The organism is Planococcus chinensis, assembly GCF_042681545.1.
Lineage (GTDB): Bacteria > Bacillota > Bacilli > Bacillales_A > Planococcaceae > Planococcus > Planococcus chinensis.
Map to the genome: position 1 here is coordinate 1 of NZ_JBHUFW010000008.1, position 14,062 is coordinate 14,062.

General features: G+C 48.9%; 12 protein-coding genes. 5 read left to right on the forward strand and 7 right to left on the reverse strand.

The window, feature by feature from the left end; translation table 11 throughout:
* Positions 1-275: 275 nt before the first annotated feature.
* The 7 genes from gyrA to dnaA form a co-directional block, all read right to left on the reverse strand.
* Positions 276-2,867, reverse strand: coding sequence for a DNA gyrase subunit A (gyrA, locus tag ACFSDB_RS10975; protein ID WP_204893134.1), 2,592 nt, complete (start codon positions 2,865-2,867; stop codon positions 276-278).
* A 30-nt stretch (positions 2,868-2,897) separates the two neighbouring features.
* Positions 2,898-4,820: a DNA topoisomerase (ATP-hydrolyzing) subunit B gene (gene gyrB / locus ACFSDB_RS10980; protein WP_204893277.1), complete on the reverse strand. Its 1,923-nt coding sequence runs from the start codon at positions 4,818-4,820 to the stop codon at positions 2,898-2,900.
* A 53-nt stretch (positions 4,821-4,873) separates the two neighbouring features.
* Entirely contained in the window at positions 4,874-5,083 is a 210-nt protein-coding gene (locus ACFSDB_RS10985) for a hypothetical protein (RefSeq protein ID WP_204893135.1), read from the reverse strand.
* Positions 5,084-5,089: 6 nt separating this feature from the next.
* Complete coding sequence (gene recF / locus ACFSDB_RS10990) at positions 5,090-6,202, reverse strand: DNA replication/repair protein RecF (protein ID WP_204893136.1); 1,113 nt, start codon at positions 6,200-6,202, stop codon at positions 5,090-5,092.
* Positions 6,192-6,431, reverse strand: coding sequence for a S4 domain-containing protein YaaA (gene yaaA / locus ACFSDB_RS10995; RefSeq protein ID WP_377340074.1), 240 nt, complete (start codon positions 6,429-6,431; stop codon positions 6,192-6,194). The genes recF and yaaA overlap by 11 nt, the downstream gene beginning before the upstream one ends.
* Before the next feature lie 107 nt (positions 6,432-6,538).
* Positions 6,539-7,675, reverse strand: a complete 1,137-nt coding sequence (dnaN, locus tag ACFSDB_RS11000; RefSeq protein WP_204893137.1) for a DNA polymerase III subunit beta — start codon at positions 7,673-7,675, stop codon at positions 6,539-6,541.
* 171 nt (positions 7,676-7,846) lie between these two features.
* Positions 7,847-9,193, reverse strand: coding sequence for a chromosomal replication initiator protein DnaA (gene dnaA, locus ACFSDB_RS11005; protein WP_204893138.1), 1,347 nt, complete (start codon positions 9,191-9,193; stop codon positions 7,847-7,849).
* A gap of 489 nt (positions 9,194-9,682) precedes the next feature.
* Here dnaA and rpmH point away from each other — a divergent pair, with 489 nt between their 5' ends.
* The 5 genes from rpmH to mnmE all read left to right on the forward strand — a co-directional run bounded on the left by rpmH (position 9,683) and on the right by mnmE (position 14,053).
* Entirely contained in the window at positions 9,683-9,820 is a 138-nt protein-coding gene (gene rpmH / locus ACFSDB_RS11010; RefSeq protein ID WP_033544046.1) for a 50S ribosomal protein L34, read from the forward strand.
* Between the two features lie 82 nt (positions 9,821-9,902).
* Positions 9,903-10,244 carry a ribonuclease P protein component gene (rnpA, locus tag ACFSDB_RS11015; RefSeq protein ID WP_204893139.1) on the forward strand — a complete coding sequence of 114 codons (342 nt, stop codon included), beginning with the start codon at positions 9,903-9,905 and terminating at the stop codon, positions 10,242-10,244.
* Between the two features lie 60 nt (positions 10,245-10,304).
* The gene (gene yidC, locus ACFSDB_RS11020) at positions 10,305-11,153 is read left to right on the forward strand and encodes a membrane protein insertase YidC (protein ID WP_204893140.1); all 849 of its coding nucleotides are present in this window, start codon (positions 10,305-10,307) and stop codon (positions 11,151-11,153) included.
* Entirely contained in the window at positions 11,150-11,914 is a 765-nt protein-coding gene (gene jag / locus ACFSDB_RS11025; RefSeq protein ID WP_204893141.1) for an RNA-binding cell elongation regulator Jag/EloR, read from the forward strand. The genes yidC and jag overlap by 4 nt, the downstream gene beginning before the upstream one ends.
* A 753-nt stretch (positions 11,915-12,667) precedes the next feature.
* A complete protein-coding gene (mnmE, locus tag ACFSDB_RS11030) occupies positions 12,668-14,053 on the forward strand; it encodes a tRNA uridine-5-carboxymethylaminomethyl(34) synthesis GTPase MnmE (RefSeq protein ID WP_204893142.1) in 1,386 nt (461 codons plus the stop codon).
* Positions 14,054-14,062 lie beyond the last annotated feature (9 nt).

A 14,062-nucleotide genomic window follows, 5' to 3' on the forward strand; every position in this document is an offset into this window, starting at 1 on the left:
CAGAAATTTGTTTCGGCGTCGGAACGCCTCAACAATTTTTGTTGACGTTTTGCTGTTCAGTTTTCAAGGTTCATGTTGTTCGCCGCACTCATTGGCGACTTGATTAATATACCATGCACAAAAGTCTGCGTCAACAGTTTTACGAAAAAACTTCTGCATTTAGAAATTCTTTTTCTCTAAGGAAACTTTTCAGAATTGAACGTCAGCTTGACGAGGGAAAATCTTCTGGCACAGGCAAAATAAAAACCCGCTGATTGTCTCAGCGGGTTGTGTTCTTATTCTTCGTCTTGCTCGTCGTCTTCAATAATTTCTTCGACATGATCGACTTCTTCATTGGCCACGACTTCGTCTTCTGCGAAGACATCGGCTGCAGCACTTTCTTCGATTAAGGCTGTATCCACATCTTCATCCTGCTCTTCAGCATCTTCCGGAATGTCGATGTCTTTTTTCACGCGGGCGACTGTCGCAACCGTCTCGTCTTCTGACAGACGGATCAAGCGGACGCCTTGCGTGCTCCGGCCGGTCGTCGAGATATCATTGACGTCCATACGGATCAAAATGCCGTTGATGGTGATCAGCATGATATCTTCCGATCCATTAACGGTGCGGACTGCCACCAACGGACCGTTCTTATCGGTGATCTGGCATGTCCGGATCCCCATCCCGCCTCTTGACTGGACGCGGTATTCGGATTCCTTCGTCTGTTTGCCGTAGCCTTTTTCGGTGATGACCAAAATGTTATCGTTCGGCTCCAGGATTTCCATGCCGACCACTTTGTCGCCTTCACGCAGACGGATGCCGCGGACACCGCTAGCTGTACGGCCCATGCTGCGGATATCCGTTTCAGGGAAGCGGATCAATGCGCCGTCGCGCGTACCGATGACCATTTCCTGTTTGCCGTCAGTGAGTTTCACCGAAATCAGCTCATCGTCTTCGCGGAGGCTGATGGCAATCAATCCGTTCTGGCGGATATTGGCGTAATTCGATACCGGCGTCCGCTTGCTGATGCCTTCACGCGTCGTAAAGAAGAAGAAATCGTCTTCTCTGAACTCTTCGACGCGGATGACGGCGGTCACTTTTTCGTCCTTGCTGATTTCCAGCAGGTTGACCAATGGAAGGCCTTTGGCGGTGCGGCCGTATTCCGGTATATGGTAGCCTTTTTTGCGGTACACTTTCCCTTTGCTCGTAAAGAACAGGATCGTATCATGTGTAGACGTATATAGAAGGTGTTCAACGAAATCATCGTCGTTCGTGCCCATTCCTTGTACGCCGCGCCCTCCGCGTTTCTGGCTGCGGTACGTGTTCGCCGGCAGGCGTTTCACGTAGCCATTATGCGTCAATGTGATAACGGACGCTTCTCTTGGAATCAAATCTTCATCTTCGAACATTTCAGTTCCGCCGGAAGTGATTTCCGTTCTCCGGTCGTCGCTGAAGCGTTCCTTCACTTCGGTCAATTCTTCACGGATGATTTCAATGATTCGGTATTCGTTGGCCAGAATTTCACAAAGTTCTTCAATAAGTTTGACAAGCCCTTGGTACTCTTCTTCAATCTTGTCGCGTTCGAGGCCCGTCAAGCGCTGGAGGCGCATATCAAGGATCGCCTGCGATTGGCGCTCCGACAAGTTGAAATCTTTCATCAGTCCATTGCGCGCTTCCTCTGTTGTCTGGGAGCCGCGGATCAATGCGATGATGGCATCAATATGGTCGAGCGCGATGCGCAAGCCTTCGAGGATATGTGCGCGGTCTTCCGCTTTCGTCAAATCAAATTGCGTACGGCGTCGGATGACCACTTTTTGGTGTTCTAAGTAATGGTAAAGGACTTCTTTCAATCCCAGTACTTTCGGATGGCCGTCCACGAGTGCCAGCATATTGATGCCGAAGCTCGTCTGCATCGCCGTTTGTTTATAGAGGTTGTTCAATAGCACGCTGGCGCTTGCATCGCGGCGCACTTCAATGACGATGCGCATGCCATTGCGGTCAGACTCATCGCGAAGATCCGTAATGCCGTCGATTTTCTTATCGCGCACAAGTTCAGCGATCTTCTCGATCAGGCGGGCTTTATTGACCTGGTAAGGAAGTTCGTGGACCAAAATGACTTCTTTGCCATTCGGTTTTGTTTCAATTTCGACTACGGAACGGATGAGGATGGATCCTTTGCCGGTTTCGTATGCACGGCGGATGCCGCTCCGGCCCAGAATGATCCCGCCTGTCGGGAAATCAGGGCCCGGGATGAATTCCATCAATTCTTCCGTACTGATTGCCGGGTTTTCCGCTATAGCCAATACGGCATCGATTGTTTCGCCCAGGTGGTGCGGCGGAATATTCGTTGCCATTCCGACCGCAATCCCTGACGTTCCGTTAACCAATAAGTTCGGGAAACGGCTTGGCAGGACAATCGGCTCTTTTTCCTGGCCATCGTAGTTGTCGCGGTAATCAATTGTGTTTTTGTTCAAGTCGCGCAGCAATTCCATGGAAATCTTGGACATTCTGGATTCGGTATAACGCATCGCAGCAGCCGAATCGCCGTCGACGGATCCGAAGTTTCCGTGTCCGTCCACCAGCATGTACCGGTAGCTGAAATCCTGAGCCATGCGGACCATCGTTTCATAAACAGCCACGTCGCCGTGCGGGTGGTATTTACCGATTACATCCCCGACGATACGTGCTGATTTTTTATAGGCCTTGTCCGAAGTGATCCCTAAATCATGCATTGCATATAGGATGCGGCGATGGACAGGCTTTAACCCGTCGCGCACATCCGGTAAGGCACGGGAAACGATGACGCTCATCGCATAATCCAAAAACGATGTGCGCATCTCCGTGCTTATATTTATTTCTTCAACACCACTGCTAGGCCGTTCAGCCATATCCGCAGCCTCCTCTCAACTCTACATCACTTAAACGTCCAGGTTTTTAACGTATTTCGCATTTTCCTCGATAAAGTTGCGGCGCGGTTCGACGTCGTCTCCCATCAGAATATGGAAGGTTTCATCTGCTACCATCGCATCGCTCAATGTCACTTGCAGCAAGGTCCGGACATCCGGATCCATTGTCGTGTCCCAAAGCTGGGTTGCGTTCATTTCCCCTAATCCTTTATAGCGCTGGATATTCGGCTTCGGCGTTGGAGACAATTTCTCAAGCGCTTCTTTCAGTTGCGCATCGGTGTAGACATAATCCACGTGCTTGCCTTGTTTGATCTGGAACAATGGCGGCTGGGCAATGTAAATATAGCCAGCTTCAAGCAGCGGCCGCATGTAGCGGAAGAAGAACGTCAGCAGCAACGTGCGGATATGGGCGCCGTCGACGTCGGCATCGGTCATGATGACGACTTTATGGTAACGGGCTTTTTCCAGGTTAAATTCTTCGCCGATCCCTGTGCCAAGCGCTGTAATGATGTTGCGGATTTCAGCATTTGTCAGGATTCTGTCGAGGCGGGCTTTCTCCACGTTCAGGATTTTGCCGCGCAGCGGCAGAATCGCCTGGAAATGACGGTCACGGCCTGATTTTGCCGAACCACCGGCCGAGTCGCCCTCAACGATGTAGATTTCACTGATTTTCGGATCGCGTGAAGAGCAGTCGGCCAGTTTGCCGGGCAGACTGGAAACTTCCAGCACGGATTTCCGGCGCGTAAATTCACGGGCTTTTTTCGCAGCCATGCGGGCATGCGACGCCATGATGCCTTTTTCGACAATCTTGCGCGAAACCGACGGGTTTTCAAGAAGGAAGCGCTCAAAACCGCCGGAGAACAAGTTGTTGACGATCGGGCTAACTTCCGTATTGCCCAGTTTGGTCTTCGTCTGGCCTTCAAACTGAGGATCCGGGTGCTTGACCGAAATAATGGCCGTCAACCCTTCCCTTACGTCATCGCCTGTCAAATTGGCATCCTGTTCTTTCAGCATGCCGTTTTTGCGGCCGTAATCATTGACGACGCGCGTCAAGGCCGTCTTGAAACCGGACTCGTGCGTCCCGCCTTCATGGGTATTGATATTATTGGCAAACGAAAAAATATTGGCAGCATAGCCGGCATTGTACTGCATGGCCACTTCTACAGAAATGCCGTCTTTTTCAGCCTCGACAAAAATCGCCTCTTCATGAAGCGGATCTTTGGTTTTATTCAAATGTTCGACGTAGGATTTGATTCCGCCCTCGAAATGATAGACCTTCTCTTTTTCTTCGCCTTCGCGCTCATCGCGGACAACGATCCGCAAGCCGCGGTTCAAATAAGCAAGCTCGCGCAGACGGTGGTCAAGAATATCGAATTCGTAGACCGTTGTTTCCTTGAAGATTTCGCCGTCCGCTTTGAACCGGATCGTCGTACCGGTTTTTTCGGCATCGCCGATCACGTGCAGTTCTTCAGTAACCGCTCCGCGTTCGAATTTGATGTAATGGCGTTTGCCGTCGCGGTTGACGAATACTTCCGTAACTTCCGACAATGCGTTCACTACGGAAGCACCAACACCGTGGAGGCCGCCGGACACTTTATAGCCGCCGCCGCCGAATTTACCGCCTGCGTGAAGGACGGTCATGATGACTTCTACGGCCGGACGTCCCATTTTTTCCTGCATGCCGACCGGAATGCCGCGCCCGTTGTCTTCTACACGGATCCAGTCGCCGGATTCAATCGTCACTTGGATTTCATCACAATAGCCTGCCAGTGCTTCATCGATACTATTATCCACAATTTCCCAAACGAGGTGGTGAAGCCCTTTTGAACTCGTTGAACCGATGTACATCCCGGGTCTTTTGCGGACTGCTTCCAATCCTTCCAGAACTTGAATCTGATTTGCGTCATATGATGGTTGAAGATCTTTTTCTTCCATTGCCACTGCGTTCACCTGCTCTTTCCTTACTGCATAATCTATTGACTGAGTTGCTATAGCCTTTGCTCTTGCACTTTTTTCAAGATTGACTGCGCCTTTAAGGGCGTTCCATAAATGAAATCATCCGTAACGACGAATGATTTCACTTTATCTATTGGCACAAGCAGCCGCACGAAAGCGGCGGGGGTGTAGTTTTCATGCGAAATGACAGCGATAATTTCATCGGTCCGGACGGTCTGGTCCGTGCTGATGGAAACGTACATGGAACCTCACTCCTTGACCGCGCCTTTCGATACTTCGAAAAGGCGGGCGTTCTGGATCGTTGCGTGTTCAATGCCGTCCACGCTGGTAGTGGTGACGAACGTCTGGACCGATCCATGGATCGTATTGAGCAGATGCGACTGCCGATAATCATCCAGTTCCGACAAAACATCATCCAACAACAGGACAGGGGCTTCGCCGACTTCCTGCTTGATCAACTCGATTTCCGCCAGTTTCAGCGACAACGCGGTTGTCCGCTGCTGTCCTTGGGAACCGTAGGTCTGGATATCGTATCCGTTGACGTAGAATTGCAGATCGTCCCGATGAGGCCCGACCAGCGTCACACCCCGTTCGATTTCCCGTTTGCGCACTTCCATAAGTTTCTGCTCTAAAAAAGACGCCATCTCGGTCGGCGTCCATTCGGGCTTTAAACCGCTGATTGGCTGGTAGCGGATTTGAAGTTGTTCCAGCCCTCGGGAAATGCCGTGATGGATCGGCTCGGCCCATTTCTGCAAAAGCTCCATGAACTGATAGCGTTTCCGGATGATTTTCACTGCCGCATCGATAAACTGCTCGGTGTAGACATCAAACATGACGTCATTAATCTCTTTTTTGCCGTAATGCTGCTTTAATATATGGTTGCGCTGTTTTAATAGCTTTTGGTAAATCAATAAATCGTGCAAATAAACCGGGGAAATCTGCCCAATCTCCATATCGATAAAGCGCCTGCGCACTTGCGGGCTTCCTTTGACGAGATGGAGGTCTTCCGGTGCAAACATCACCACATTCAGCTGGCCGATATAATCGCTCAGCCGCCGCTGCTCCAGATGGTTGACCTTCGCCTTTTTGCCTTTTTTTGACAAAATGATTTCAAGGGGCAATTTGCCGTATTTACGATGCACATCAGCTTTTATTTTACCATAGTCTGCATCCCAGCGTATCAATTCCTTGTCATTGGTCGTCCGGTGCGATTTAGCCATGGATAAAACATACAGCGATTCCATGATATTGGTTTTCCCCTGCGCATTTTCCCCGATAAAGACGTTGATTTCCGGTGAAAAGTCCAATTTGAGCGTTTCATAATTCCGGTAATCCGTTAACTCGAGATGGTCAATCCACATCGAAGCTCATGCCTTCAGCAACTGCAATGCGGAATTCACCCACTTCTGGAATTGATACCGTGTCGTCCGGGCGAAGCTTGCGGCCTCTGCGATCTTCCGGCTCTCCGTTGACAAAAACTTCATGTTCGCTCAGGAACCATTTGGCCATTCCGCCGGAGCTGATCGTATCGGTCATCTTCAATAATTGGCCAAGGGTAATAAATTCTGTTTCAATCCCTATTTCTCTCAAAATGCACTCATCCTTCAATTCGTAGTCTATCCCTCTATTTTACCTTACCGGGGGTAAAAAGTAAAAAGGATAGCCTTTATGGCTATCCTCGAGGGTCTTTTATGATTTTAATAGGTCCGGACAGGAAGAATCAGCTGCAAAATGGAATCGTCCAGCGCCGATTTCAAAATGAACGGGCGCATCGCTCCTGTGAACTGGATCAGGACGTCCTGGCCGTCAATCGCCTTCAGAGCATCCATCATGAATTTCGCGCTGAATGAAATCTTCAATTCTTCGCCTTCAATGCTTTGGGCCTGAAGCTGCTCTTCCACTTTCCCGACTTCCGGTGAATTGGAAGAAACTTCGATTTCGCTTCCTGAATTTGTGGAGAAGCGCACCACATTATTGCGTTCTTCACGGGCAAGCAAAGAAGCACGGTCGATTGCCTGAAGCAGCGAACGGCCATTGACGACCACTTCCGTTTTGTATTCAGAAGGAATCAGCCGCGACGTATCCGGGTAGTTCCCTTCCAATAGACGGGAGAAAAACAGAATATGCTTCGATTTGAAAAGGACTTGCTGGTTGGTCATGACGATTTCAACCGGATCCGAATTGTCGTCAAGGATTTTGTTCAGTTCATTCAAGCTTTTCCCCGGGATGACGACGCTGTACTCATCTTCCGGAAGCGTTTCAAGCTTCGTTTTGCGGCGTGCCAGGCGGTGGCTGTCTGTAGCGACACAAACCAGCTCTCCGTCTTTGACTTCCCAATGGACGCCCGTCAATACCGGACGCGTTTCCGAACTCGAAACTGCAAACACGGTTTCACGGTTAATAGTTTTCAACAGGTCGGCAGGAATTGAAAACAGCCGATCGTCCTGGATTTCAGGCAATTGTGGATAATCGAGCGCATCAAGGCCGATCAAGTGGAATTCGGATTTCCCTGAACGGATATGCGTCTGGAAATTCCCGGTGATTTCGATTTCGACATCATTTGTCGGCAATTTGCGGATGATTTCCCCAAAAACTTTCGCCTGGAGCACAATGCTTCCGCCTTGAGTGACACGGATGATCTGTTCTCCATCTTCTTCTGCAGGGATGAACGTCTGGATGGTAATATCCGAATCGCTTCCTGTCAGTCTCATGCCTTCTGAAGAAACATCCATTTTAATACCGGTCAAAATCGGAATCGTCGTTTTTGAACTGACCGCTTTCATTACATCATTTAAACCTTCGACTAATCGTTCACGCATTATCTCGAATTTCATTCTCGAACCTCGCTTATATATATATTTTATTTAATGCTTTTAAAGTAATAATAGTAGTAGGGCCTGTGATTATGTGGATAACCCCAATAAAGTGAATAAAAGCAGCTTATCCACATGTAGATAGCCTGTGTATAAACTGCTTGGGAAAATACCGGGTTATCCACATGGGGATCAACCCTTTCCGAGCGTGCTCCGGATGTCTTTGACGTCCTGCTGGAGCTGCTGGTTGTCTTTCAACATCTTCGAAATCTTCTCATGGGCATGGATGACCGTTGTATGGTCCCGGCCTCCGAACTCTTCCCCTATTTTAGGCAAAGAAAAATCCGTCATTTCGCGGGACAGGTACATCGCTACTTGGCGCGGATAGGCGATGTCCTTTGTCCGCCGCTTTGTCTTGAAATCTTCCAATTTTACGTTGAATTGCCCGCCGACCGCGTTCTGGATGTCTAAAATCGTGATGACTTTCGGCTTTGAGTTCGGCATGATGTCTTTCAATGCCTCTGCTGCAAGTTCTGCACTCATATCACGGTTGATCAAAGAGGAATACGCCACTACGCGGATCAAAGCCCCTTCAAGTTCCCGGATATTCGAATCGATCGAATTGGCAATATAGGTCATGACGTCATTCGGGATGTCGAGCCCGTCGGCTTTCGCTTTTTTGCGTAAAATCGCAATCCGCGTCTCCAGATCAGGCGGTGTGATGTCGGTGATCAATCCCCATTCAAAGCGGGAGCGCAAACGGTCTTCCAGTGTCGGAATTTCCTTAGGCGGCCGGTCACTCGAGATGATGATCTGTTTTGACTCTTCATGGAGCGTATTGAATGTATGGAAGAATTCTTCCTGTGTCTGCTCTTTTCCGGCCAAAAATTGAATATCATCTATCAAAAGAATGTCGACGCTGCGGTATTTATTGCGGAAATCGACGGTCTGGTTGTCGCGGATCGAGTTGATGAACTCGTTGGTGAATTTTTCCGAAGACAAATAAACCACTTTGGCATTCGGGTTGTGTTCGAGGACATAATGTCCGATCGCATGCATTAAATGTGTCTTGCCAAGTCCGACTCCCCCGTAGATAAACAGCGGGTTATAAGCTTTTGCAGGTGCTTCTGCCACTGCCAGTGAAGCAGCGTGCGCAAAGCGGTTGCCGGATCCGATAACAAAGGTATCGAATGTGTATTTGGGATTGAGCATCCCCGGCAAAAATTCCTGCTGCTCATTTTGCCCTGGCTTGACGCGCGGGGCCGGAAGTTGAAAATCGTCCATATCCTGATCTTTGGGCACAACAAACTTTATCAGCAGATCGTCACCCGTCAAATCTGAAAGGATCCCAGTAATTAAATGCACGTAATGGTTTTCCAACCAATCACGTGCAAACGAATTCGGCGCTGATATTGTGACTGTATCGTTCTGATAAGATAAAAGTTTTGTTGATTTTAACCACGTTTCAAAACTAGGTTTGGAGATTTTGGTTTCAACTTGGGCTAAGACACTTGACCATAGTTCGTCTAAGTGTTCCAATAGCTCTTCTCCTTTATATGTAAATATTTTTTTAGTATACCATACACAAAACCACAGCCTGTGGATAACGTTTGTAAACAAGCTCGTGAATAACTATCCACACCTTACCCACAATTTGTGGATAAGTTTTTAGAGCTCAAAATTATCAACAAGTGAAAACAAGTTAATGTTATCAGAAAAACTGAGACATTACAAGCGCTTCTTTAAGTTATCCACATTACATTTATTACACACATAAAAACTATCCACAAGGGGTTCTTATGTGCGGAACTTGTAGATAAGAGGTGTGGATAATTTTATTTGAGAAAAAAACGGCACACATCAATTTCTGCTTTTTCTGGAGGGAGTGTGGATAACTCTATAGAAGAAGAATGTCGGCGAAATAGCATCTTTTTTAATAAGGCGTTGACATTTGATGCATAGCGACTATATAATAGTCAAGACTGTCTTTGAGAAATAGTTGACTTATATAATTCAGGAGGTGTCACCATGACATTACGCACATACCAACCAAATAAACGCAAACACAGCAAAGTACACGGCTTCAGAGCACGTATGAGCACGAAAAACGGACGTAGAGTAATTGCTGCACGCCGTCGCAAAGGAAGAAAAGTACTATCAGCTTAAGTCCACTGACCGCATCAGTGGTCTTTTTTTTCTTTTCTGCCGCTTTTTCGGCAGAGATGAACCAACATAAGCAGGTGAAAACATGAACAAGCACCAACGGATCAAGAAGAACAAGGAATTTCAACGCATCTTCAAAAAAGGGAAGTCGTTTGCGAACCGCCAGTTTATCGTCTATGTCTTGAAAAGCGATCAGCCGGAATTTCGCCTGGGCTTGTCCGTCAGCAAGAAAGTGGGAAATGCAGTCACCCGCAACCGCATCAAGCGTTATATCCGCCAGGCCTTTCTTGAATGCAAGGAAGAGCTGATGCAGAATGCGGATTACGTTATCATCGCCCGGCAACAGGCGGCCGACCTCGATTACCATGAAAGCAAGAAAAGTTTGGAGCATGTGCTGAAAATTGCCCGTGCTTTGCCAAAGAAGTAGAAAGTGCCTCAGCGTGAATGTTATTATAGAAGTAATTGAAATCAGTTTGGGGGAAGAAGGTTGAAGAAACGCACAGTATTGCTCCTTTCACTGATAGCGGTTGCATTGCTGCTATCCGGCTGTACCGAGTTCGAACAGCCGATCAGTGAAGACAGTGAAGGATTTTGGAATGAATTCATAGTATGGCCGCTCGTATCGGCTATCACGTATTTCAAGGATCTGCTTGGAACGTACGGACTGGGGATCATCGCAGTGACGGTCCTGATCCGTCTGGCGCTCTTGCCGCTTATGGTCAAACAGACGCGCAGCTCGAAGCGCATGCAGGAACTTCAGCCGGAATTGGCGAAGCTTAAAGAAAAGTACAAATCGAAAGATGCGGTAACGCAGCAGAAGTACCAGCAGGAAATGATGGCGATGTTCTCGGAACGCGGCGTCAATCCGATGGCAGGGTGCTTGCCAGTATTGATCCAAATGCCGGTGCTGATCGGTTTCTATCACGCGATCAGCCGCATGAACAGCACGCCATCGATCGATCTTGGCGCTTTCCTGATTTTCCCGCTCGCTGAACCAAGCATCATCCTTGCGATCATTGCCGGCTTGATGCAATTTGTCGTATTGATGACAGGCCCGGCAATGGACAACCCGCAGATGAAGATCATGATGTACTTTATGCCAGTCATGATCATCGGATTTGGTATCATCCTTCCATCGGCGCTGACCCTGTACTGGGTAGTCGGGAACATCATTTCCCTGATCCAGAACCTGGTCATCTACCGTCCTTGGGAAAAGAAAAAAGTAAAGCCGGCAGCTCCGACACATGAAAAACAGCCGGTGGGACCGAAACAGACGAAACAAGTGAAGCAAACGAAGCAACCTGTTAAAACGAAAGCAGGAGGGGCTAAAAAGTGAAACGGATTACGCAAACGGGACTGACTGTTGAAGACGCGATATCTGCCGCCTTGGAAAAACTCCAGATTTCCCGGGAAGAAGCCACGATCCATGTGATTCAAACTGAGAAAAAAGGATTTTTCGGCTTCGGCGCCAAAGAGGCCGAAGTGGAAGTAACGGTGAACGAAGCGGCCGCTCCGCCGGCCGAAGAGAAAAAGCCGGTTGTTGAAGCGGCTGAAGCCGAACCGACAGCAACCGAGGAGCAGGCTTCCAGCAAGCCGGAAGAAATCCTTGAAGAGCTGGTGGAAGAAGCTTCCGAAGAGGTGAATGAGCGGGCGATCGAAGAGACGAAAAACTACATTCAAACGATTGTCAAAGGCATGAAGATTGATGACTTGCAGATTACGCACCAGCGCAAAGGCAAGCAAGTGAGTTTCTACCTCGAAAGCGAAAAAGTGGCGATGCTGATCGGGAAGCGCGGCAATACGCTGAACTCCCTTCAGCAATTGGCACAGCTTGTCGCCAATAAACACTCGGACCAGTTCATGATTGTTGAGCTGGATGCAGAAAACTACCGTGAACGGCGGCAGGAGACATTGGAGCAGCTGGCTGACCGGATGGCCGACAAAGCGATCCGCACAGGCGGCCGTGTCCAATTCGAACCGATGCCGTCCTACGAACGGAAAGTGATCCATCAGGCGCTTTCACGGCGGCTTGATATCGACACGTATTCAGAAGGAAAAGAACCGAATCGTTATCTGGTCATTGAACCTCTACGATAATCCCGAACAGCCTGCCTACCCGGCAGGCTGTTTTTTTTGTTTTATTTTCTGTAGTTTCTTTCGACTTATCGGGATACGGTGAAGTAGAGATCAGTAGTAGACGATATTCGGCAAAACAGCTGCGCTTGCCGCGGGCTCGCGTCTAAGCCTCCTCAGTCGCTGCGCTCCCTGCGGGGTCTCAGCCGTCTCGCTATCCCGCAGGCGTCTCCGCTGTTTTGCTCCATATCTTAGATAGTACTGCTAACTAGGTAAAGTCATTAGTTTTCAAACAACTATACCAGCGCTGGTGCGCCCATGGGCTAGGCGAAGCTATGAGACGAGCGGTCTTCTCGGCTCATGGCGTAAGCCATGCCCAAAGCGCCAAAGCGGCATATCAACCATCTTTCATTAATTCACCGTATCCCGATACGAAGCAAGATGATGTTCAGAAAAGAGCTTTTCATGTCTCTGAATATGAAAGTGCGCGGCAATGTCAAAAGCTCAAGGTGATGCAGAATAGTGAACAATTTGGTGCAGGAGTAAATTTCAAGTAAAAACCAAGCAGTCTGTCTTTCGGAATAGCGCCATTTGTGCTAATGTAATATGTTAGAAAGTCGTGTGCTTTTGTTGGTTGTCCACATGTGGACAACTTTTTTAAAGGGAAAATCCCTGATTTCAGGAAGAGAAAAGCCTGGGGACAAGTTTTTCGGTCATTTTTTATTACCAAACCACTTGAGCGTTTACGCTTTTTATAATTATTGAAGGAGGAACACCATGGAATTCGATACAATTGCTGCAATCTCCACGCCAAGCGGTGAAGGGGCCATTGCCATTGTCCGTTTAAGCGGACCGGAAGCGATCCCGATTGCGGACAAGCTATTCCGGGCGCCTAGCGGAAAGAAACTGGCCACACAAGCCACCCATACGATCCATTACGGGCATCTGGCAGATCCGTGGACGGAGGAAACAGTGGAAGAAGTCATGGTATCGTTCATGAAAGCTCCAAAAACTTTCACCCGTGAAGACGTCATCGAGATCAATTGCCACGGCGGCATCGTTTCCGTCAACCGGGTGCTCGAACTTGTGCTGCGTGCAGGCGCACGCCTTGCCGAGCCAGGGGAATTCACTAAGCGGGCGTTCCTGAACGGGCGCATCGACCTGTCGCAGGCGGAAGCTGTCATGGATCTGATCCGTGCAAAAACCGACCGTGCGATGGACGTCGCCTTAAACCAGATGGAAGGCCGCCTGTCGAAACTGATCGGTACGCTGCGCCAGGCTTTATTGGAATCCATTGCCCAGATGGAAGTGAACATCGATTACCCGGAATACGACGACGTGGAAGAAATGACGCGTCCGATCATGCTGGAAAAAGCGCAATGGGTGCGCACGGAAATCGAAAAGCTGCTCCAGACATCGTCGCAAGGGAAAATTTTGAGGGAGGGGCTTTCAACGGTCATCGTTGGCCGTCCGAATGTCGGCAAATCCTCTCTTTTGAACAGCCTGGTGCAGGAAAACAAAGCGATTGTCACGGAAATCGCGGGGACAACCCGTGATATAATAGAGGAATATGTCAATGTCCGCGGCGTGCCGCTGCGTTTAGTGGACACGGCCGGGATCCGGGAAACGGAAGATATCGTGGAACGGATTGGCGTTGAACGCTCGCGCAAAGTGCTGAAAGAAGCGGATTTGATCCTTTACGTGCTGAATTACGCCGAGCCGCTGACCGCGGAAGACGCTTTGCTGTTTGAAGCGGTGAAAGGCATGAATTATATTGTGGTGATCAATAAAACCGATCTACCGCAGAAGATAGATTTGGACGAAGTGAAAAAACTCGCCGGCGGCAAACTGCTGGTGACGACTTCTTTAATAGAAGAAGAGGGCATCGACCAATTGGAAAAATCGATTGCCGATTTATTTTTTGAAGGGGAGATCGAAGCGGGGGACATGACGTATGTTTCCAATGCCCGCCACATCGCCTTGCTCCACCAGGCGCATCAAACCATTTCGGATGCCATTGCGGCTGCTGAAATGGACGTGCCGGTGGATATGATACAGATTGATGTCACCCGGACTTGGGAACTGCTTGGCGAAATCATCGGCGATACCGCAGATGACGGATTGCTGAACCAGCTGTTCTCGCAGTTCTGCTTAGGGAAATAAAATTCGAAG